Below are 22220 nucleotides of genomic sequence, written 5' to 3' on the forward strand. Positions count from 1 at the left end.
ATAGTTCACACCTGAGACGCCGGAGCGCAGCCCCTAGAACATGCCCCACTCCAGCACAACGACGGATCGCTAAGGCTCACACCATCAGGAACCCCACGATGAAGGACGCATCAACGGATCTTGGCAAACAAATCGACACCGCGATGAAACTGCTGTCCCTGTCGGCCAAAGTCGGCCTGCTGGTCGGCGGCGGTTCGATCGTGGGTTATCTGCTGATGAACGGACACTACCCGCAAGGCGTCTCCCTGGGCGATGGATTGCTGTTTCTGGTGTCGGCGTTTTCCTTCGGAATCGTCTGCCTGTACTTCTCGATCTCCATCACGGCGGTCGGGATTCTGCTGTCGCCGATCCTCGCGCCCGCCGTAAGGCTGGCCGTCCGGGTCGTGAACCGATTCAAGGAACAGAAGATCGCTTCGCCCGTCACGCAGCAGAAGATCGGTTTCCCGGCGGTGTTCTTCGGGATCTGCGGACTGGCCATCATCTATTTGCTGGCGCGCAGAAGCCTGATCGATCACCTGCCCCTGATCGTGCTGCCGGTGTTCCAATACGTCATGTATGCGGCGCTCGTGGAGCAGAACGAGAAGATGCGGCTGGCAAAGCTTCAGGCCGAGTCCGATCCGCAAGAAACCACCGACTTGCACCCCATCAGAAAGTCCAGGGCCATCCTGGCGGGCATCATTCTGATCGTCCCGATTTTGATGGGCGGCGTGACATCCGATCTGTTGCAGCTGGCCATGAGCTTCGCAAAAATCCGCATCGACCACGCGACCATCCTGGTGAAGGCGCCCTACGCCAACCTGCTGCCGAACCCAAAGGAATCCAAGATCGACAACTTCAAGACCTTCGAAAAGGCCACCGTGATTTTCAGGGGCGTGGGCAACACGACGCTCATCGAAATGCGTACCCCCGACACGGCGACCCGGCTGGAGATCCCGAACGACTCGATCATCATCGAACGCACGGCGAAGATCGCGCCGGACGCCAAAATCGCTGAAGGCAATCTCTAGCGCTCAAGAATCCGGCAAAGCGCCCTTTCCTACCCTGCCGATGCCAGCCCCTGATAGGAATAGGCAACCCTCAAAGACGAACCGGCATAGGTCGACCCGGCCTGATTCCCTACCATGGGCTCCACGCCAACACACCGGAGCCCACCATGCCAGCCACCAAAACCCTCTTCATCACCGGCGCCAGCAGCGGCTTCGGCCAGGCCCTGGCCAAGGAAGCGCTCGCCGCCGGCCACCGTGTCATCGGCACCGTGCGCCGCGAGGCGGACTTGCAGGCCTTCGAGGCTCTGTCGCCGGGCAATGCCCATGGCGTGATCCTGGATGTCACCGACTTCGACCGGATCGACGCCGCCGTCGCCGAAACCGAGGCCGCTTTCGGCCCGGTCGATGTGTTGGTCAACAACGCCGGCTACGGCCACGAAGGCGTCTTCGAGGAGTCGCCGCTGGAGGAGATGCGCCGTCAGTTCGACGTCAACGTGTTCGGCGCCGTGGCCGTGACCAAGGCATTCCTGCCCTACTTCCGCCAACGCCGCGCCGGGCACATCCTCAACGTCACCTCCATGGGCGGCACGATCACGATGCCGGGCATCGCCTATTACTGCGCCAGCAAGTTTGCGCTCGAAGGCATCTCCGATACCCTGAGCCAGGAACTGCGCCCGTTCGGCATCTTCGTCACTGCCGTGGCGCCCGGTTCGTTCCGCACGGACTGGGCCGGCCGCTCGATGCAGCGCACCCCGCGCAGCATCGCCGACTACGACGCCAGCTTCGACCCGATCCGCAAGGCCCGCGAGGACAAAAGCGGCAAGCAGCTCGGCGACCCGCAGAAGGCCGCGCAAGCGATGTTGCAGGTCATCGCCGACCCGACGCCGCCGGCCCACCTGCTGCTGGGCAGCGACGCCCTGAACCTGGTGCGCGACAAGCTCAAGCGCACCGCCGACGAGATCGACCGATGGGAAGCCCTGACCCGCTCCACCGACCATTGAACCCACAGCGGGAGGTGCGCCCATGAACCCGCACGATGCAGACACCCGGCGCATGGTGCGACTCATGGAGAAGCTGGCCCCGGTGGAGGGCTACAACCTCAGCGCGTTGGATGACGTGCGCTTCCTGCGCTCGAACCGGCCGCTGACCCGCACCCCGGTGCTGTACGACCCCGGCATCGTGATCCTGTGCCAGGGGCGCAAGCGCGGGTATCTGGGCGACGAGGTGTATGTCTACGACGCCAGCCACTACCTGGTCGTGTCCGTGCCGGTGCCCTTCACCATGGAGACCGACGCCAGCGAAGAGGAATCGATGCTGGCGGTCTACATGCGCCTGGACCTGCGCCTGGCCAGCGAGCTGATGCAGCAGGTGGACGAGGTGCATGGCCCGAGCCAGGCGCCACCCAAAGGCATGTACGCCTCACCGATGGACGACTCGCTGCGTGCCTCGACGCTGCGTTTCCTGGAGGCCATGAGCGTCCCGGGCGAGGCGCAGATCCTGGGGCCGTCGCTGATGCGGGAGATCTACTACCGCATCCTCACCGGTGCCCAAGGCGGCTCGATGCGGGCGGCGCTCGATCGGCAGGGGCATTTCGGCAAGGTGACCCGTGCGCTCCGCATGATCCACACCTGCTACCCACAGCCTCTGGACGTTGAGCAGCTCGCCCGGGAAGCGAGCATGAGCGTGCCCAACTTCCACTTGCACTTTCGCAACGTCACGGACGCCTCGCCCATGCAGTACCTCAAGTCCACGCGCCTGCATCAGGCACGGCTGCTGATGCTGCGCCACAGCATGACCGCGTCGGCGGCGGCGTTCGCCGTCGGCTACGAAAGCGCCTCGCAGTTCAGCCGCGAGTTCAAGCGCTTCTTCGGCAGGACGCCGCTGGCCGAGATCGAATGGATGAAAGCGACGTATGCGCTGCCGGCGCCCGCATCGCCTTCGATCTATGTGTCGTCGCATTAGCGACCGGATCCGCGAAATGCCTGCCTGCGCGCGCAACGGACTTGCAACCTCGCCGGATTCTCATCAAGGTGGAGCGTCCGGCAATCAGGCAGTTTCGCGATGACCTCTTCCACCCACGACCCGACCGCCAACGACTGGATCAACATCCGTCGCGACCGGGACACCGGCATCGAAAGCGTGCATGCGCACTTTCAGGGCCACGCCTACGAGCCCCACGATCATGACGAGATGCTGGTGGGCGTCACCCAGCAAGGCGTGCAGCGTTTCAGTTGCCACCGTTCGCTGCACACCAGCACGCCGGGACGTTCGATCCTCATCGAGCCGGGCGCGGTGCATGACGGCCATGCGCCGGAGCCGGAAGGCTTCACCTACGCGATGCTGTACCTGCCGCAGACGTGGGTCGCGGGCATGACCGACCGCCTCGGATTGGGCGATGCGTCGGCGCTGGAGGCGGCGTTCCGCAGCACCCTGGCGGACGACTCGCAGCTCAGCGCCTCGATCCAGCAAGCGTTCCTCGCCATCCACAACGAGGAAGGCCGGCTGGCCCGGGACCAAAGCCTGGATCACCTGATCGGCATGCTGGCCCGGCACATCTACCGGCCGACGCCTTCCGGCAAGGCCGACGCCGACTTCGAAATGCAGCGGGCCCGGGAATACCTGCACGCCCATCTGTCCGACGACATTGGCCTGGATGACTTGGCGATGCATTCGGGGATCGACCGTTTCCGCCTCACCCGCCAGTTCAAGCGCGCCTTCGGCCAGACGCCCCACGCCTACCTGGTGCGGCTGCGCCTGCGGGCCGCGCGCATTCTCCTGGCCAGCGGCCAGGCGCCGGTGGACGTGGCCGCCGCCGTGGGCTTCGCTGACCAAAGCCATTTGGGGCTGTGGTTCCGCCGCGCCTACCGGCTCACCCCGGCCGGCTATCAGCGACAGTGCACAAACCTTACAGACCGGGAAACCGCCCGCCTTCCATGATGCAGGCTCCAGACTGACGGAGCCTTCCACTCATGTTCGATACCAAAATCGTCTTCATCGTGCGCAACGACCTGGCCACCTGGCAGCGGATGAACGTCGTGGCGTTTCTCGCCACCGGCATTGCCTCGACTGCCCCCGACATCATGGGCGAGCCCTACATCGACGCCAACGGCCACCGCTACGGCAACATGGCCGGCCAGCCGATGCTGGTGTTCGAAGGGGATCTGGCCGGCCTGCAAAAGGCCCACCGGATCGGCCTTGAGCGCGAACTCACCCTGCTCCCCTACGTATTCCCGATGTTCTCCACCGGTTTCGACGAAGCCAACCGCGAGGTGTTCCGGGCACAGGATCCGGACAACCTGGACTTGGTCGGGATCGTCCTGCGCGGCTCGAAAAAGGCCGTGGACAAGGCAACCAAAGGCCTGTCGCTGCACGCGTGAGCCCTTCCCTTCCCACCTTTCAAGCGGTGTTCGACGATGTTCGATTCTTTTGTTGCGGCGGGCCGACGCTCCGCCTCCTTCAACCCCTGCCGACAGGGTGCACACCGATGAGCGCCTCGACCCTGCTCGGTTTCTGGGCCTTTGCCCTGGTGTTCGTGATCGTGCCCGGCGCCGACTGGGCCTATGCGATTTCCGCCGGGGTGCGCGGCCAAGGCGTCATTCCCGCCGTACTCGGCCTCCTGACCGGCTACACCGTGCTGACCGTGGTGGTGGCCGCCGGCCTGGGCGTGCTGGTGGCAGCCAACCCCAGCCTGCTGATGGGCCTGTCCATCGCCGGCGCCCTGTACCTGTGCTGGCTGGGGGTCGGCATGCTGCGCAGCCCGCCGGCGTCGATCAAGGCGGACGACGCGACCGACGCACTGCGCGGGATGGACTGGTACGTCAAAGGCACGTTGGTCAGCGGCCTCAATCCCAAAGGCCTGCTGTTCTTCGTCGCGTTCCTGCCGCCGTGGACGTCCGCCCAGGCCAGTTGGGGCATCCCCGCGCAGTTGCTGGCCCTGGGCCTGGTCTACACCGCCAGTTGCTCGGTCATCTACACGCTGGTGGGGTTGGGCGCGGAACGCACGCTGCGGACGCGGCCCAATGCGGCGCGGCTGATCGGCCGGGTGTCCGGGGTAATCATGCTGGTGCTGGCCGCTTCGCTGCTGTACCGGGAGCTGCCGATGGGCTGATCGCGATCCTTGTGCGACCTGTCCGGCCGACCGCTGGTCAGGCCCGCCCGCTGCGCCCGTCGGGCGGGTCGCTTTTTTGCCCGCCGGTGTTGGCAGCCGTCCGTTCCGGATCTATACCAGCCAATGAGCGAGGGCCCTTGCAATTTGTGCGATGACCCTCCATCTGGGGGTGGTTGCTTGCTCGTCGAGCTTCTAAGATCGAGCAACCGGTATCCCATGAACATTGTTTCGAGGAGAACACCATGGCACGCACGACCCCCATCAACCGCTACCGCAACCTGGGCATCGTCGCCCACGTTGACGCGGGCAAGACCACCACCACAGAGCGGATCCTGTTCTACACGGGTCTGAGCCACAAGATGGGTGAGGTGCACGACGGTGCCGCCACCACCGACTGGATGGTGCAGGAACAGGAACGCGGCATCACCATCACGTCCGCCGCCGTGACCACGTTCTGGAAAGGTTCGCGCGGCCAGTACGACAACTACCGCGTCAACATCATCGACACCCCCGGCCACGTGGACTTCACCATCGAAGTGGAGCGTTCGCTGCGGGTGCTCGACGGCGCGGTCGTGGTGTTCTGCGGCACCTCCGGCGTCGAGCCGCAATCCGAGACCGTGTGGCGCCAGGCCAACAAGTACCACGTGCCCCGTGTGGTCTACGTGAACAAGATGGATCGCGCCGGCGCGGACTTCCTGCGCGTCGTCGCCCAGATCAAGAACCGCCTGGGCCACACCCCGGTGCCGGTGCAGCTGGCCATCGGCGCGGAAGAGAACTTCCAGGGCCAGATCGACCTGATCAAGATGAAGGCCATCTACTGGAACGATGACGACAAGGGCACCACCTACCGCGAGGAAGAGATTCCGGCCGACCTGCTGGCGCTGGCCAACGAGTGGCGCAACAACATGGTCGAGGCCGCCGCCGAAGCCAACGAAGAGCTGATGAACAAGTACCTGGACGAAGGCGACCTGTCCCCCGAGGAGATCAAGGCCGGCCTGCGCGCCCGTACCCTGGCCAGCGAAATCGTGCCGGCGGTCTGCGGCTCGTCGTTCAAGAACAAGGGCGTTCCGCTGGTGCTCGACGCGGTGATCGACTATTTGCCGGCGCCCATCGAGATTCCGTCGATCAAGGGCCATCACCCGGACAGCACCGACGACAACGAGATCATCGACGAACGCCACGCGGACGACGACGAGCCGTTCTCGGCGCTGGCGTTCAAGATCGCCACCGACCCGTTCGTGGGCACGCTGACGTTCGTGCGGGTCTACTCGGGCTTCTTGAGTTCGGGCGACTCGGTGATCAACTCGGTCAAGGGCAAGAAAGAACGCGTGGGCCGGATGGTGCAGATGCACGCCAACCAGCGCGACGAGATCAAGGAAGTGCGCGCCGGCGACATCGCCGCGCTGATCGGCATGAAGGACGTCACCACCGGGGACACCCTGTGCGACATCGACAAGCCGATCATCCTGGAGCGCATGGACTTCCCTGAGCCGGTGATTTCCGTGGCCGTGGAGCCCAAGACCAAGCAGGATCAGGAAAAGATGGGCATCGCCCTGGGCAAGCTGGCCCAGGAAGACCCGTCCTTCCGCGTCAAGACCGACGAAGAGACCGGCCAGACGATCATCTCCGGCATGGGCGAGCTGCACCTGGACATCCTCGTCGACCGCATGAAGCGCGAGTTCAACGTCGAGGCCAACATCGGCAAGCCGCAGGTGTCGTACCGCGAGAAGATCACCAAGAACAACGTCGAGATCGAAGGCAAGTTCGTCCGCCAATCCGGCGGCCGCGGTCAGTTCGGTCACTGCTGGATCCGCTTCTCGCAGCCGGACGTGGACGAGAAAGGCAACATCACCGAAGGCCTGGCGTTCACCAACGAGGTGGTCGGCGGCGTGGTGCCGAAGGAGTACATCCCGGCGATCCAGAAAGGCATCGAGGAGCAGATGAAGAACGGCGTCGTTGCCGGCTATCCGCTGATCGGCCTGAAGGCCACCGTGTTCGACGGCTCTTACCACGACGTCGACTCCAACGAGATGGCGTTCAAGGTCGCGGCCTCCATGGCCACCAAGCAACTGGCCCAGAAAGGCGGCGGCGTGGTGCTGGAGCCGATCATGAAGGTGGAGGTGGTCACCCCCGAGGACTACATGGGTGACGTGATGGGCGACCTGAACCGCCGCCGCGGCCTGATCCAGGGCATGGAAGACTCGGTGTCCGGCAAGATCATCCGCGCCGAGGTGCCGCTGGGCGAGATGTTCGGCTATGCGACGGACGTGCGCTCGATGTCCCAGGGGCGTGCGAGCTACTCGATGGAGTTCTCCAAGTACGCCGAAGCGCCGCCGAACATCGTCGAAACGCTGGTGAAGAAACAAGGCGGAGCCTGATGTGACCGAAGCCGGAGCCTCCTGAAAGGGAGCTCCGGCTTTTTCATGCCCGGCCGTCCCTCACGGCTCGGCGAACGCCTGCTCGATGAACGCCTCCAGTTCCCTCTCCTCCAGCAGCTCAATCGAAAACTGCCCGAAGCGTTTCGGCAGCCAAAGGATCCGCGTCCCGCTCGGCGACTGGAGGTTGTCGCGGGTCAGCGGCCGGCCGTTCTCGTCTTCCGGCTGCACGCCGCTGGCCACCAGTTCGTCGTAGGCCGCCTCGATGTCCGGCGTGGAATAGCAATGGCGGTAGATCGTGCCTTCGCCCTTGGCGTCCATCAGGTCCTTGAGGTTGCCGGCGAACGGCTGCACCAGCATCAGGCGTTCACTGCCGAACCGCACGACCGCATAACGCACGTGCAGGCCGCCGCGCTGCCAGTCGAGGGTCTTGGAGATGCGGGCGTTGAAGACCTTGGCGTAATAGCGGCAGGCTTCGTCGAGGTCGGCGACGAGCACATCGATGTGGCTGAACGTAAGGTCCAAGGGCTGCTCCCTGCGCAGTGGCGTGAAGCTGACGTTGTACACAATCCCGGCGCACGGATCCACGGTCCGGCGCAACAGCCACTATGCTCACAGAACCCCACCCCGCATGGACGCCGTCAGCCTCTCGCCCCAGGAGCAGGCCGTCCATGAACACCGCCACTCTGCTGACCCTGTTCGCCGTCACGCTCGCGCTGGCCGCCGGCTGCTCCGACAAGAAGGCCAACATTCGCTACGCCGCCGCCCAGACCGGCTCCAACTGCTACGCCAAGGCCCTGCCCACACTGGGCGAAGGCGGTCTGGCCTGGGGCGACACCTTGAGTGCGGCCCGGCAGAAATCCATGGCCAACTGCATGCGCTACGCCGGCCGCTCCGGCGGCACGCCGGACACCTGCCAAGTGGTGCTGGCCGGGTGCAAGGACTGAACGCCCGCGCCATCTGACCGAAAAAGCAAAATCCCCATGTGTTTCCTTCGTTGTTAAGGGCGTCGCACTGTTCCCTGCCCGTTCGTCTTGCCTGGAGTTGCCCCGATGCCCTCGCCCAAATCCCTGCCCACCGCTTTGCTGGGCCTGGCCCTCGTCTGTCCGGCCATGGCCGACGCCGAGGGGCTGGAACTGGGCCAGGTGGTGATCGGCGCCGAAGACCGCAGCGGCGAGGACCAATCGGTGGAGGACGCCAAGGCCCGGCTGGCCGAGGTGCCCGGCGGCACCAACGTCATCGATGCGCGGCGCCCGTTGCAGGGCCGGGTGGCCAGCAACCAGGACGTGCTGGCCTACCAGCCGGGGATCTACGCCCAGTCTTCGGGCAACGAAGGGGTCAAGGTGTCGATCCGCGGCTCCGGCATCAACCGCGCACCGGGGGCCCATGCCTCGGGGCTGTACGCGATGCTCGACGGCCTGCCGCTGACCGGCCCCGGCGGCACGCCCTATGAGTTGCTGGAACCGCTGTGGCTCGATCATGTGGAAGTGCTGCGCGGCGCCAACGGGTTCGACCGGGGCGCCCTGGCGCTGGGCGGCGCCATCGATTACGTCAGCCACACCGGCTACGACTCGCCGCTGCTGCAGGTGCGCTACGCCATGGGCAGCCATGGCTACATCCAGCGCCAGGTCAGCTCTGGGCAGGTGCTGGGTAACCTCGATTACTACATGGCGGTGACCGGCGCGCAGTCCGACGGCTACCAGGACCACACCGCCAGCAAGAGCCAGGGTGTCATCGCCAACGTCGGCTACCGGTTCAACCCGAACCTGGAAACCCGCTTCTACCTGCGCCACCGCGAGACCGACAACGACCTCGCCGGACGGGTGACCAAGCATTCCATCGAACACGACCCGCGCGCCGCCAACCCGGCCTACGTGACCCGCAACGACAGCCGCGACGAGCCCGGCAGCACGTTCTTCGGCAACAAGACCACGTGGTACATCGACGACGATTCGAGCCTGCAGACCGGCCTGGCCTACCACGACTACCCGATGGACCTGCGCGAAGGCCCCAACCGCCTGAAGGTGGCGTACACCGACGTCAGCGGCACCCTGGACTACAAGCGCCGCGACACCCTCTGGGGCCTGGAAAGCCGCAGCAACGTGGGCCTGCGCGTGACCAAGCACCTGCCCAACGCCGGTGCCACTGAGCTGGTGCGCATCCCCACCGGCATCACCGCCGGCTACGCGCCGGGCACTCACATCCGCGACTTCACCTACCAAGGCTCGGACACCGTGCTGCACGCCGGCAACGACCTGGAGATCGCCGACGACCTGTGGCTGACCACGGGCCTGGCCGCCATCTACACCCGCCGCGAAAGCGCCGTGACCTACCCCGACGGCGGCGGCAAGACCAGCCTCGGCGACTGGGACTACGCCCCGCGCATCGGCCTGCGCTACCAGCTGACGCCGGATCTGCAACTGTTCGGCAACCTCAGCCGCTCGGTCGAGGCACCGCACCCGTGGTCGCTGATCTACAGCTCCAACGTGCGTTTCCCCGCCGGCAGCGGCGTGGCCACCGGCGCCCAGCGCGACCCGATCAAGCTGCAGAACCAGACCGCCACCACCCTGGAACTGGGCGGCCGGGGCGACGCCGCCATCGGCCAGTGGAGCCTGGCCTGGTACTACGCCCAGGTGCGTCATGAATTGCTGTCGGTGCTCCCGGACGCCAACGCCACCACCCCGTACGAACTCAACGCCAGCCCCACCGTGCACCAAGGGGTGGAAGCCGGCCTGCTGAGCGACCTGTGGACCGCCACCGACGGTGGCCGCTTGAGCCTGCGCCAGAGCTACACCTTCAGCGACTTCCACTACCGCGACGACGACCGCTTCGGCGACAACCGCCTGCCGGGCCTGCCGATGCACTTCTACCAGGGCGAGCTGCGCTACGACTGGCCCCAGGGCTTCTTCGCCGGCGTCAACACCCAGTGGGCCTCGAAGGTCGCCGTGGACTACGCCAACAGCTATTACGCCGACCCTTACGCGATCTTCGGCGCCACCGTGGGCTACAACGCGCCCAAGGGCGACTGGCAGACCTGGCTGGACCTGCGCAACCTGACCGACAAGCGCTACGCCGCCACCGTCACGCCGGGTTACGACGACAAGGGGCTGGACGTGGCGCGCTCCACGCCGGGCGAAGGGATGGCGATGTACGTCGGGGTGTCGTGGAGCCTGCGCTGAGGTTCGGTGGGGCCCCGCAATGCCTAGGGCTAGCGGCTCGCCGCCGCACAACCCGCGGGCTCGAAGCGCTCCGAGGTGTCCATGCGGACATTGCGCAAGGGCGCCGTGGCGAGGTCTGACGCGTAGAGGCCTTCGGCGCAATAGCCGATCAACAGCGTGCGGCGACGTCCGCCGACAACGTTCAGGCTGCCGGCGTGCACCAAATCGGCATCGAACAGCAGAATGTCGCCGGCGCTGCCGCACAGCTGCACGGATCGCGACTCGTCGCTGAAGTCGAACGGCGCCTCGCCCGGCGAGGGCCGGTGGCTGCCGGGGACGATCCGGGTCGCACCGTTCTCCTGCCCGTAGTCATCCAGGAAGGCCAGCGCGTTCACCCGATCCCCCGGCCTCTGCGCCGACAGGTCGCGGTGCAGCACTTGGTGGCCGCCGCCGGCCAGCGGCTCGCGCCCCTCCACCTGCGAAATGAAGAACCGCTCGGCGATCAACGCCCCCGCCGCCGCCAGCACCGACGGCAAGCGGCACACGGCCAGAACCGTCGGATCGTTATCGAGCAGCGAATGCCGCCAGTCCCAGCCTCGGGGCACGGGCCATTGGTCCGAGGGTTTCACCTGAGCGTCGAAGGTCGCGCGCAGTCCATCCAGCCATTGGGCGGGGATCGCCCGACGGAGCAGCACAAAACCATTTTGGTGGAGTTGCTCGCGGTCGGTCATGGCGTGCTCGAATCCTTTCGCTCAATGGGTTCAATGAACCAGAGTAGCTGTGCCATCCCTCACGTCGAGCGCCAGCCTATGCCAGCAGTTCGGTAATCCAGCGCGCCTGCCGCTCGATTTCCCCGGTCTTCTCTTCGGGCACCGACTGGCGGGCCCGGGCGAAGTGGCTCAGGGTCTGCTGACGGCGGCGCAGCGTGCGCTGCCATTTGTCGAGGAAGGCCGGGCTGCGGGCCTGCATCTGCAACGGGCCGAAGTACAGTTCCCGGTCGCTGTAGACCGGCGCCTCGCCGCGTTCGGCGACGATGATCTCGTAGTCGAAGCGGTTTTCCCGCAGCACTTCTTCGTGAAGGATCCGGTAGCCGTTTTCCATCAGCCACAGGCGCAACGGCTCTTCGCCGCCGTTGGGCTGCAGGATCAGGCGCTCCCGGCCGTTCAGGCGCGCCTTGCCGCTGTCGAGGATGTCGCGGATCGTCTCCCCGCCCATGCCGCACAGGCTGACTGCGGTGATGCCGTCGTCCGGCTCGATGGCCTCCAGGCCGTTGGCCAGGCGCACGGTGATGGATTCGTCCAGGCCGTTGTCGCGCACCGTGCGCTCGGCGGCATGGAACGGCGTGCGCGCCACTTCGCCGGCCACCGCCGCCGCAATCGCGCCACGGCGCATCAGCGCCACCGGCAGGTAGCCGTGGTCCGAGCCGATGTCAGCCAAGCGTGCGCCTTGCGGCACTTGGGCGGCGACGCGCTCAAGGCGCATGGACAATGTCTGTTCGTTCAACGGCGGTTCCTGTTCACCAGCGGAATCGGCCCGGCGGCCGGATCGGGACGCGATTGTGTCGGGCTGCGTCGCACATTTCAAATCCCGGCGACGGAACCGTGCCCCGGCTGGGCTACACTCGCCAACGTCAGGACTTTTCCAAGGAGCGTGCCCGATGTCGATCAACAAGACCCTGCTGGCCATCGTCGCCGGCCTCACCTTCGCGGCCACCGCCCCGGCCCTGTTGGCCGATCCGGGCAACGGCAAGGGCAATGGCAAGGGCCACGACAAGGGCGCCCAGCACGGCAACCAGGCCCACGGCGGGTACGGCCAGCCCAGTGTCGACATCGGCGGCGTGCGGGTGATTCTCAACGACAACCGCGGCTACTGGAGCCCCGGCCCGTCGCTGCCGCCGGGCATCCAGAAAAACCTGGCCCGGGGCAAGCCGCTGCCGCCGGGCATCGCCAAGAAACTCGACAGCCGCTTAAGCGGCCGCCTGCCCCACTACGAAGGCTATGAATGGCAACAGGCAGGCACCGACCTGCTGCTGGTGACGATTGCCACGGGGCTGATCTACGAGGTGCTGCACGACGTGCTGGACTGAGCGTCGGCCACAAAAAGGCTTATGGCTGCGGATCGGCCATCGCATTTGCAATGCCTGTGCTCCCCTTCGCGCACATGACAACGCATTCGCGATGGCCCTTTTCATTGAACCCCCGCGCTTTTTCTGCACAATGGCAGGCATTCGAAACACCACCGAGACTCCTGATGTCCCTGACTCCTCACGACGAACGACTCATCAAGGCGCTGGCACTGGCCATCGTCGATCGCCCGCGGGCGACGCTCAAGGAGCTGGCCGAGGCCGCTGGCGTCAGCAAGGCCACCCTGCACCGCTTCTGCGGCACCCGCGACAACCTGGTGCTGATCATGGAAAACCACGGCGAGACAGTGCTCAACCAGATCGTCGGCACCACGGACCTGGTGCACGGCGAGCCCCTGGCGGCGCTGCGCAGCCTGATCAACGAACACCTGGCCCATCGCGAGATGCTGGCGTTCCTGCTGTTCCAGTACCGCCCCGATACCCTCAACGGCGGCGACGAGCGCTGGCAGCCCTACGCTGACGCGCTGGATGCGTTTTTCCTGCGCGGCCAGCAACTGGGCGCGTTCCGCATCGACGTCACGGCGGCGGTGTTCACCGAACTGTTCCTGACCATGATCTTCGGCATGGTCGACGCCGAACGACGCGGGCGCGCCGCCAGCGCCAACTCGGCCCATGTGATGGAACTGATGTTCCTGCAAGGCGCCGCCGCCACCCCCCGCCCGGAATAACCCGCCCGCCGCCGACGCCGCGCATAAAAAAGCCCCGCGGCCCAAAGGGCGCGGGGCGAGCGGGTCGAAGCTTCCAACCCAAGGAGCACGCAACGTGCGTTTACCGGTTGGCGAGCTTCTCGCCCGGCCAGCCGCCGCCCAACGAGCGGAACAGGTCCACCAGCGCGATCTGGCGCTGGGTGCCGACTTCGATCAGCGCCGATTCATCGACGAAACTGCTGCGCTGGGCATCGAGGTAGCGTAAATGACTGTCGATCCCGCCTTCGTAGCGGGCCTTGGCCAGGGTGAGGGTCTCGCGGCTGGTGTCGGCCAGCGCACGTTGGGCCTGTTCCTCGCGGCGCAGGGTGTCGGTGGCCGACAAGGCGTCCGCCACCTCACGGAACGCCGTCTGGATCGTGCCTTCGTACGCGGCCACCGCCGAATCCTTGCGCGCCTCCGCCAGGCTCAGCCCGGCGCGGTTGCGGCCGCCGTCGAACAGCGGCAGCGACAGGGTCGGCACGAAGCTCCAACTGCGCGACCCGCCGTCGAACAGGCCGGACATCTGCGCGCTCGACGTGCCGAAGCTGCCGGTCAGGGTGATGCGCGGGAAGAACGCCGCCCGCGCCGCGCCGATATCGGCGTTGCGTGCCTGCAAGCGGTGCTCGGCGGCCAGGATGTCCGGACGGCGCTCGATCAGCGACGACGGCGTGCCCGGCGCGATGTCCTGCACCAGCATCGGTGAGTCCTGCGCGGTCTTCGGGATCGACTTCGCCGCATCCGGCGTGCCGAGCAGCAGCACCAGGGCGTTGAACGCCTGCTGCTTCTGGCGCAGGTTGCGTTCCTGTTCGGCGCGGGACTGCTCCACCAGCCCCAGCGCTTCCTGGTAGTCCAGGGCGCTGGCGGTGCCGACCGAACGGCGTTGGCTGATCAGGGCGAAGGAGTATTCGCGGCTGATCAGGGTCTGCTGGGTCAACGTCAGACGGCGTTGGGCGCCGTCGTGCACCAGGTACGCCTGGCTGACCTCGGCGATCAGGGCGATCCGCGCGGCGCGGGCCGCCTCCTCCGTGGCCAGGAATTCCTGGAGCGCAGAGTCGCTGAGGCTCTTCACCCGGCCAAACAGGTCCAGCTCGTACTCGGGCAGCGCCAGGCCGACCTGATACTGGCTGGCGACTTCGGAGCGGCCGCTGTTGGACAGGTCCGCCGGCTGCCGCTGGCGGTTGCCCGAGGCGCCGGCGTTGAGGCCCGGCACCCGGTCGGCGCGCTGGATGCGGTACTGCGCGCGGGCCTGTTCGATGTCCAGCAGGGTCTGGCGCAGCGAGCGGTTGTTGTCCAGGGCCGTGGTGATCAGGCCCCGCAGCTGCGGGTCGACGATGAACGTCTGCCAGGACAGTTCATTGATGGCCGTGCCGGCCTGGGCCGACTGGCCGCGCCAGTGGTCGGCCACCGGCGCGTCGGGCCGCTCGTAGGTCGGCGCCATGGAGCAGCCGCCCAGGGCCAGGGCGATCAACAGCGAGGAAATGGCTGAAAGACGCATGGGATCACTCCTGGGCCAAGGCCGGTTTTTCGGAAGGCTCGGACGGTTCGATCGGAGCCGGTTTGCGGCGCAGCACTGTCAGCACCCAGACAAAGCAGATCGGCACGAACAGCACGCCCAGCAGCGTGGCGCTGAGCATCCCGCCAATGACGCCAGTGCCGATGGCGCGCTGGCTCATGGCGCCTGCGCCGGTGGCCAGGGCCAGCGGCACCACGCCGAGGATGAACGCCATCGAGGTCATCACGATCGGGCGGAAGCGCAGGCGCGCGGCTTCCAGCGCGGCGTCGCGCAGGCTGTAGCCCTTCTCCCACAGTTCCTTGGCGAACTCGACGATCAGGATCGCGTTCTTCGCCGCCAGGCCGATGATGGTGATCAGGCCCACCTTGAAGTACACGTCGTTGGGCATGCCGGTGACCATCACCGCCAGCACCGCACCGATGGCGCCGATGGGCACGATCAGCATCACCGTCAACGGGATCGCCCAGCTTTCGTACAGCGCCACCAGCAGCAGGAACACCACCAGGATCGCCAGGGCGAACAGTTGCGTCGCCTGGCCGCTGGACACCTTCTCCTGGTACGACAGGCCGGTCCACTCGTAGCTGAAGCCCGCCGGCAACTGCGCAGCCAGGCGTTCCATCTCGGCCATGGCCTCGCCGGTGCTGGAACCCGGCGCGGCGTCGCCGACGATGCGGATCGATGGATAACCGTTGTAGCGCACCAGTTGCACCGGGCCTTCTTCCCAGTGAGTGGTGACGAACGCGCTGAGCGGCACCAGATTGCCCGCGCTGTTGTGCACGTACAGCTTGAGCACGCTTTCCGGGGTCATCCGGTCGCCCTGCTCGGCCTGCACCACCACCCGCTGCTGACGGCCGGCGTTGGTGAAGTCGTTGATCACCTCGGAACCGAACGCCGCCGACAAGGCGCCGCTGACCGATTCGAAGCTCACGCCCAGGGTGCGCGCCTTGTCGCGGTCGATCACCACGCGCAGCTGCGGCGACTCGGCCAGGCCTTCCATCATCGCGTAGAGGATTTTCGGGTTGCCGTTGGCCTGGCCCAGCAATTGGTCACGGGCGGCGATCAGGGCCTCACGGCCGAGGCCGGCGCGGTCCTGCAGACGCAAGGCGAAACCGCCGGAGTTGCCCAGACCGTCAATCGGTGGCGGCGGCACCGCCATCACTGCGCCGTCGCGGGGCACGGCGAACTGCCCGTTCAAGGCGTTGATTTCCGCCAGGGCCGATTGCTCTTCGTTGCGCAGCGACCAGTCCTTGAAGGTCGGGAACACCAGCGCCGCGTTGTCGCCCATGCCGGAGAAGCTGAAGCCCGACACCAGGAACGTCGAAGCCACGGCCTCGCGGGTGGCGAGGTAGCGCTCAAGCTCCGCACCAGCCGCGTCGGTACGGGTGCGGGTGGCGCCCGGCGGCAGTTGGATGTCGACGATCATGTAGCCCTGGTCTTCCACCGGCACGAAGGACTCCGGCAGGCGCACATAGAAGTAGCCGAGCATGGCGATGATGCCGACGTACACCAGCATCATGCGGCCGGCACGCATCACCAGAGCGTTGTTGAGCAGCGAATAGCGCTCGGTGAGCCGGGCGAAGCCACGGTTGAACGCGCCGAAGAAACCGCGCTTCTCATGGTGCCCATGGGGGATCGGCTTGAGCAGCGTGGCGCACAGCGCCGGGGTGAAGGTCAGCGCCAGGAAGCCCGAGAACAGGATCGACACCGCCAGCGACACCGAGAACTGCTGGTAGATCACGCCGACCGAGCCGGACATGAACGCCAGCGGCATGAACACCGCCGACAGCACCAGGGTGATGCCGACGATGGCGCCCGACACCTGCCCCATCGCCTTGATCGTGGCGTCCACCGGCGACAGCCCTTCCTCGGCCATGAGCCGTTCGACGTTCTCCACCACCACGATGGCGTCGTCCACCAGGATGCCGATGGCCAGCACCATGCCGAACATGGTCATCATGTTCACCGAGAAGCCGAGCAGGTACATCATCAGCAGCGTACCGGCCAGGCACACCGGCACCACGATCGACGGGATCAGGGTGTAGCGCACGTTCTGCAGGAACAGGTACATCACCAGGAACACCAGCACCATCGCTTCGATCAGGGTGTGGATCACCTTCTCGATGGCGACGTCGACGAACCGCGAGGTGTCGTAAGGGACGGAGTATTCCACGTCAGCCGGGAAGTACTGCGACAGCTCGGCCAGACGCTCCTTCACCGACGCGGCGGTCTGCAGCGCGTTGGCGCCCGGCGACAGCTGGATCGCCGCCGCCACCGCCGGCCGGCCGTTGAGGCGCGAGGAGAAGTTGTAGCTTTCCTGGCCGATTTCCACCCGCGCGACATCCGCGAGCTTGACGGTCGAGCCGTCTTCGTTGGCGCGCAGGACGATCTGGCCGAACTCCTGCGGGTTGTCCAGCGTGCCTTTCACCGCCAGGGTGGCGGTCAGCTCCTGCTGGCTGCTGCCCGGCACGCTGCCGAAACTGCCCGCCGGCACCTGCACGTTCTGCCCGCTGATGGCGGCGCTCACGTCGTCGATGGACAGACCGTAGCCCACCAGTTTCTGTGGGTCGATCCAGACCCGCATGGCCGCTTCGGAGGAGAAGAACTGCAGCTTGCCGACACCCGGCACACGGCGCAGTTCGTTGTTGATGTTGCGCGCGGCGAAGTCGCCCAGCGCGGTCGCGTCGGCGTGCTGCGCGCCTTCTTTGTAGTAGAGCGCGTAGATCAGCAGGAAACCGGCGCTGGTCTGCTCCACCTCAAGGCCCTGGGTCAGCACGGCCGGCGGCATGCGCGCCTCGGCCTTCTTCAGGCGGTTCTGCACGTCCACCTGGGCCAGCTGCGGGTCGGTACCCGGCTGGAACGTCACCACGATCTCGGCGATACCGTTGGAGTTGTTGGTGGACTCGAAGTACAGCAGGTTGCGGGCGCCGTTGAGCGACTCCTCGATCACGCTGGTGACCGAGTCCACCAGCACTTTGGCGGAGGCGCCGGGATAGGTCGCCGTCACCTTGATCTGCGGCGGCGCGACGTTGGGGTACTGCGCCACCGGCAGCATCGGGATGACCAGCAACCCGGCCAGGGAGATGAACAACGCCACCACCCAGGCGAAGTTCGGGCGTTTGATGAAAAATCGGGACATCGGAAAATCCTCGCGGCCACCGGGCCTTACTGATGGGCGCCGGACAACTGTGCTTGAGCTTGTGCTTGAGCCTGGCTGGCCGTGACCTTGGCGCCCGGCTGCAGGCCGGCCATGCCGCCGACGATCACCTGGTCACCGGCCTTCAGGCCTTCGCTGATTTGCCAGCGCGAACCTTGCATCGCGCCGGTCTGCACGCTGCGGGCCTCGACCCGCTCGTCCGCGCCGACCACCAGCACCGTCGCGCCGCCGTCGCTGCCGCGCTGCACCGCGCGTTGCGGCACCAGAATGGCTTGGCCGTCGGTGCCTTGAGGCGTGCGCACCCGCACGTACATGCCCGGCAGCAGCACGCCGTCGGTGTTGGCGAACTTGCCGCGCAGCGACACCTGACCGGTGCCGCGGTCCACCGCCACGTCGGTGAACATCAGGGCACCCTGGCGCTCGTAAGCCGTGCCTTCGACCCGGATCGACAAGGCGCTGTTGCCGTTGGCCGAGAGCTTGCCGTCCTTGAGCGACTCACGCAGGCGCAGCGCGTCGGCCGCCGGTTGGGTGAAGTCGACATACACCGGATCCAGCTGCTGGATCCGCGCCATCAGCGTGGCGTCGCCCTGCCCGACCAGCGCGCCTTCGGTCACGAGCGCGCGGCCGACCCGGCCGGAAATCGGTGCGGTGACCGAGGCATAACCGAGGTTGAGACGGGCGGTTTCCACATCGGCCTGGGCCGTGCGTGCAGCCGCTTCGGCGCCGCGCAGTTGGGCGGTGGCGCTGTCGAAGTCCTGCTGGCTGACCGCTTCGATCTTCACCAGCGGCTCGTAGCGCTTGAGCCGCGCCTGCGCCTCCTGCTGCGCCGAGCGGGCCCGGGCCAGTTCGCCTTCGGCACGGGACAGCGCGGCCTTGAGCGGTGCCGGGTCGATCTGGAACAGCAGGTCGCCGGCCTTCACGTCCGCGCCTTCCTCAAACCGCTTGTGCAGGACGATGCCCGACACCCGTGCGCGCACTTCCGCCACGCGCATCGGCTCGACCCGGCCCGGCAGCTCCGAGCTCAACGCCAACGGTTCGGTGACCACCGGCACCACCTCGACCGGCCGCGGAACCTCAGCCACGTTCTGCTGATCGTCCGCCGCCCCGCACCCGGCCAGCGCAATGGCCATCGCCAATGAACTCGCCATCCCTATTGCACGCAAATTACCCATGAGACACCCAAGGCTTGATCAAGAATGGCGCGAATGCTACTTTCAGATTCGTTATGAGTCAAATGTGTCTCATATGAATGTTTTTTGTCATTCCCTTGAACCCGACCCTGGTCTGCGCCATGCCCCCAACAGAAATGCCTGCTTCCGCCACCGCTCCACCTGCCCCGGACTGGACGCATCCGCCGACGCCCCACGACGAGCATCTGTTCAAGCGCCTGACGGCGGCGTTCGTCAGCCGGCCCCGGGCAACCATGAAGGAACTGGCGCAGATGGCCGGCCTGAGCAAGGCCACCCTGCACCGTTTCTGCGGGACGCGGGACAACCTGTTGAACCGGCTGGAGCTGCATGCCGAGAACATGCTCAGGATGATCATCGCCAATGCCCGGCTCGACCCGGCCGATGCCCAGGAAGCCCTGCGTCGCCTGATCCGGGAGCACCTGACCCACCGCGAGCTGATGGCGTTCCTGATGGTCCAGTACCGGCCCGACTCGCTGGACTTCGACCAGCCGGACGCACGCTGGAAACTCTATTTCGATGCGCTGGACCGGTTCTTTCTCGGCGGCCAGCAACTGGGCGTCATCCGGATCGACATCACGGCGGCCGTGCTCACCGAACTGTTCATCTCGCTGATGTACGGCATCGTCGACGCCGAACAGCGCGGGCGTGCGGCGCCGGCCGACTCGGCCCGAGCGGTGGAGCAGATGTTCCTGCACGGCGCCGTGGGCCGCGAACAGACCGCGGCGGCCCATTGACCGCGGCGGCCGGACAGGCAGTCGCGCAAAGTCAAAAACCAGTCATGCAAAGCCAATCAATCGGCGCAGGACTGGCCAAGAATCCAGGTGCTCTCTTCGCAATCATTCGAGACCTGCACCAATGGAATTCGACTACATCATCGTGGGCGCCGGCTCCGCCGGCTGTGTGTGGGTCAAGTGGAACTGATGACCTTCCACACCGACCTGCAAGCCGACATCTAGGCGTTCGCCAAGGTCCAGGACGAGTATTTCCCCGACCGCTACCCGGCGTGGAGCGCCCTGGGCATCTCGCAGCTGTCGTTGCCGCAGTTGCGGGTGGAGATCCGCGCCGTGGCCGTGGTCGGCAGCGGCCGGGCCGGGTGCTTTCCCCCGATAATTTTCCTATAGTGCGGGACTGGATCACTTGCGCAACGACTGCGCCCGGAGCTCAGCCATTCCCATGCCCAACGCCCCTCGCCCCGCCCCTGCCGACACGCCCGGCCCGCTCCTCGACGGCCAACCCGAACCGCGCGCCCGCCGTGGCCGCCCGGTGGGCAACCATGAGGAAAAACGCACCGGGCTACTCAAAGCGGTGATGTCGGTGATCGCCCGCGAAGGCTATGCCGACACGTCGATGCGTAAGGTCGCGCAGCAGGCCGGCTGCACCACCGGCGCGGTCACCTACTACTTCGCCAACAAAGAGGAAATGGTCACCGCCGCCGCCCGCCACCTGTTCGACGAATTCGACATCCTGCTCCGCGGCGGCAGCGACCTGGACATCGGCGCTTTGATCAAGGAATGGCTGAACCTGGCCAAGACCGAGGAGGCGGACGCCTGGCTGGCCCTGTTCCAACTGATGGCCCACGCCCGGCACGAGCCGGCCTTCGTCAAAGTCTTCGAGGAGCGCTATGCGCGCTTTCGCGAAGCGTTCAGTTCGGTCCTGACCAGGGGGCAGCGTGACGGCACGATCCGCGAGGACGTGGAGGCCACCGTGCTCGCCGACCTCATCTGCGCCATGGGCGACGGCTGGATGATGGCCAAGCCCATCGAGCCCGAACGGTTCACCGACGCCCGCAAGGAAGCCTTGCTTGCGGCGGTGCTGACCCTGATCGCGCCACCGCCCGCACGCTGAACCGACGGCGGGCTGTGCCGGCGCCCTTGGGCGAAGGCGCGCAATTGAATTGACATGGTTGCCTTGGGCAACTATATAGTTGCTCAAGGCAACCATAGGGTCTTACATCATGTCCCCGATCATCGAACGCGCCGAAACCGTCCGCCGCTTCAACCGCTTTTACACCCATCAGATCGGCGTGCTGCAGGAACACCTGCTGCGCAGCGAGTTCTCGCTGACCGAAAGCCGCATCCTCTACGAACTGGGCGCACGGGCCGACCTCACCGGCGCCGACCTCTGCCAGATGCTGGGGCTGAACGCGGGCTACCTGAGCCGGGTCATCGGCGGCTTCGAGAAAAAGGGCCTGATCGACAAGACCCGCTCCGCCACCGACGCCCGGGCCTCGTGCCTCGGGCTCACCGATCAGGGCCGGCAGGTGCTGGCCACCCTGGAGCACGCCTCCCGCGAAGAAGTCATCGCCCTCCTGCAGCGCCTGCCTGAACCCCAGCAGGAGCAACTGATCCAGGCCATGAAGCGGGTACAAAACCTGCTGGGCGACAGCGACCCCTCCTACCTCTTGCGCGACCCCAAGGCCGGCGACATGGGCGCCGTCGTCCAGCAGCAGGCCGAGCTCTACACCCGCGAATACGGCTGGAACAGCGAGTTCGAGGCGTTGGTGGCCGAGATCGTCGCCAAGTACCTGCGCGAATTCGACCCCAGCGGCGAGCGCTGCTGGATAGCGGAAAAGGACGGCCGGGTGGTCGGTTCGGTCTTTGTCGTGCGCCATGACGCCACCACGGCCAAGCTGCGGATGCTCTACGTCGATGCCGGCGCCCGGGGCCTGGGGATCGGCCAGCGCCTGGTCGAAGAGACCCTGCGCTTCGCCCGCCAGGCCGGCTACAAGACGATGATGCTGTGGACGGTCGACATCCTCACCGACGCCCGCCGGCTGTACCAGAAGGCCGGTTTCCGGCTGGTCGAGGAGGAACCGATGCACAGCTTCGGCAAGGAGCTCGTCAGCCAGACCTGGGCGGTGGACCTGTGACGCCTACCTGCCCTGAACAAAGGATTCGACCATCAGCG

Annotated in this window: 20 protein-coding genes; 14 read left to right on the top strand and 6 right to left on the bottom strand. The window is 66.3% G+C overall.

The annotated features are described in order from the left end of the window. Positions 1–98: 98 nt before the first annotated feature. The 7 genes from CAG31_RS18455 to fusA all read left to right on the top strand — a co-directional run bounded on the left by CAG31_RS18455 (position 99) and on the right by fusA (position 7472). A complete protein-coding gene (locus CAG31_RS18455) occupies positions 99–1007 on the top strand; it encodes a hypothetical protein (RefSeq protein ID WP_085583755.1) in 909 nt (302 codons plus the stop codon). Positions 1008–1153: 146 nt separating this feature from the next. Then, positions 1154–1987: an oxidoreductase gene (locus tag CAG31_RS18460; protein WP_085583757.1), complete on the top strand. Its 834-nt coding sequence runs from the start codon at positions 1154–1156 to the stop codon at positions 1985–1987. A 22-nt stretch (positions 1988–2009) separates the two neighbouring features. Then, positions 2010–2948, top strand: a complete 939-nt coding sequence (locus CAG31_RS18465; RefSeq protein WP_085583759.1) for an AraC family transcriptional regulator — start codon at positions 2010–2012, stop codon at positions 2946–2948. A gap of 99 nt (positions 2949–3047) precedes the next feature. Beyond that, complete coding sequence (locus tag CAG31_RS18470) at positions 3048–3923, top strand: AraC family transcriptional regulator (protein ID WP_085583761.1); 876 nt, start codon at positions 3048–3050, stop codon at positions 3921–3923. A 32-nt stretch (positions 3924–3955) separates the two neighbouring features. Continuing rightward, positions 3956–4363, top strand: a complete 408-nt coding sequence (locus CAG31_RS18475; RefSeq protein WP_085583763.1) for a DUF2000 family protein — start codon at positions 3956–3958, stop codon at positions 4361–4363. A 107-nt stretch (positions 4364–4470) separates the two neighbouring features. Further along, positions 4471–5094: a LysE family translocator gene (locus CAG31_RS18480; protein ID WP_085583765.1), complete on the top strand. Its 624-nt coding sequence runs from the start codon at positions 4471–4473 to the stop codon at positions 5092–5094. 242 nt (positions 5095–5336) lie between these two features. Next, entirely contained in the window at positions 5337–7472 is a 2136-nt protein-coding gene (gene fusA / locus CAG31_RS18485) for an elongation factor G (RefSeq protein ID WP_085583767.1), read from the top strand. A gap of 60 nt (positions 7473–7532) precedes the next feature. On the opposite strand, the gene CAG31_RS18490 is transcribed toward fusA, so the two are convergent. Next, entirely contained in the window at positions 7533–7994 is a 462-nt protein-coding gene (locus tag CAG31_RS18490) for a VOC family protein (protein WP_085583769.1), read from the bottom strand. 146 nt (positions 7995–8140) lie between these two features. Between CAG31_RS18490 and CAG31_RS18495 the strand changes: the two genes are divergently transcribed. Both CAG31_RS18495 and CAG31_RS18500 read left to right on the top strand, forming a co-directional pair. Continuing rightward, positions 8141–8416, top strand: coding sequence for a hypothetical protein (locus tag CAG31_RS18495; protein ID WP_085583772.1), 276 nt, complete (start codon positions 8141–8143; stop codon positions 8414–8416). A 105-nt stretch (positions 8417–8521) separates the two neighbouring features. Beyond that, a complete protein-coding gene (locus CAG31_RS18500; protein WP_085583774.1) occupies positions 8522–10648 on the top strand; it encodes a TonB-dependent receptor domain-containing protein in 2127 nt (708 codons plus the stop codon). Between the two features lie 29 nt (positions 10649–10677). Here CAG31_RS18500 and CAG31_RS18505 read toward each other — a convergent pair whose 3' ends face one another. Both CAG31_RS18505 and CAG31_RS18510 read right to left on the bottom strand, forming a co-directional pair. Next, on the bottom strand, positions 10678–11358 hold the full coding sequence (locus CAG31_RS18505) for a phytanoyl-CoA dioxygenase family protein (protein ID WP_085583777.1): 681 nt from the start codon (positions 11356–11358) through the stop codon (positions 10678–10680). Positions 11359–11434: 76 nt separating this feature from the next. Next, entirely contained in the window at positions 11435–12130 is a 696-nt protein-coding gene (locus CAG31_RS18510; RefSeq protein WP_256575584.1) for a tRNA (adenine(22)-N(1))-methyltransferase TrmK, read from the bottom strand. A 154-nt stretch (positions 12131–12284) separates the two neighbouring features. Between CAG31_RS18510 and CAG31_RS18515 the strand changes: the two genes are divergently transcribed. Both CAG31_RS18515 and CAG31_RS18520 read left to right on the top strand, forming a co-directional pair. Continuing rightward, a complete protein-coding gene (locus CAG31_RS18515) occupies positions 12285–12713 on the top strand; it encodes an anti-virulence regulator CigR family protein (protein ID WP_085583779.1) in 429 nt (142 codons plus the stop codon). A 164-nt stretch (positions 12714–12877) separates the two neighbouring features. After that, positions 12878–13438, top strand: coding sequence for a TetR/AcrR family transcriptional regulator (locus tag CAG31_RS18520; RefSeq protein ID WP_085583781.1), 561 nt, complete (start codon positions 12878–12880; stop codon positions 13436–13438). A gap of 100 nt (positions 13439–13538) precedes the next feature. Here CAG31_RS18520 and CAG31_RS18525 read toward each other — a convergent pair whose 3' ends face one another. From CAG31_RS18525 to CAG31_RS18535, 3 genes are read right to left on the bottom strand one after another with little or no spacing between them, the layout of a single operon-like run. Further along, the gene (locus CAG31_RS18525; protein WP_085583783.1) at positions 13539–14951 is read right to left on the bottom strand and encodes an efflux transporter outer membrane subunit; all 1413 of its coding nucleotides are present in this window, start codon (positions 14949–14951) and stop codon (positions 13539–13541) included. Positions 14952–14955: 4 nt separating this feature from the next. Further along, a complete protein-coding gene (locus tag CAG31_RS18530; RefSeq protein ID WP_085583785.1) occupies positions 14956–18105 on the bottom strand; it encodes an efflux RND transporter permease subunit in 3150 nt (1049 codons plus the stop codon). Between the two features lie 26 nt (positions 18106–18131). Further along, a complete protein-coding gene (locus tag CAG31_RS18535; RefSeq protein WP_085583787.1) occupies positions 18132–19295 on the bottom strand; it encodes a MexC family multidrug efflux RND transporter periplasmic adaptor subunit in 1164 nt (387 codons plus the stop codon). 134 nt (positions 19296–19429) lie between these two features. On the opposite strand from CAG31_RS18535, the gene CAG31_RS18540 reads away from it, so the two are divergent. From CAG31_RS18540 to CAG31_RS18555, 3 genes are all read left to right on the top strand, one after another. Next, positions 19430–20047 carry a TetR/AcrR family transcriptional regulator gene (locus CAG31_RS18540; RefSeq protein ID WP_085583789.1) on the top strand — a complete coding sequence of 206 codons (618 nt, stop codon included), beginning with the start codon at positions 19430–19432 and terminating at the stop codon, positions 20045–20047. A 439-nt stretch (positions 20048–20486) separates the two neighbouring features. Beyond that, positions 20487–21158, top strand: coding sequence for a TetR/AcrR family transcriptional regulator (locus tag CAG31_RS18550; protein ID WP_085583791.1), 672 nt, complete (start codon positions 20487–20489; stop codon positions 21156–21158). Positions 21159–21267: 109 nt separating this feature from the next. Continuing rightward, positions 21268–22182 (top strand): GNAT family N-acetyltransferase, encoded by a 915-nt coding sequence (locus CAG31_RS18555; protein WP_176243870.1) that lies wholly within the window; start codon positions 21268–21270, stop codon positions 22180–22182. Positions 22183–22220: the final 38 nt, after the last annotated feature.

This window comes from Pseudomonas sp. R25(2017), from assembly GCF_002112565.1.
Lineage (GTDB): Bacteria > Pseudomonadota > Gammaproteobacteria > Pseudomonadales > Pseudomonadaceae > Aquipseudomonas > Aquipseudomonas ekonensis.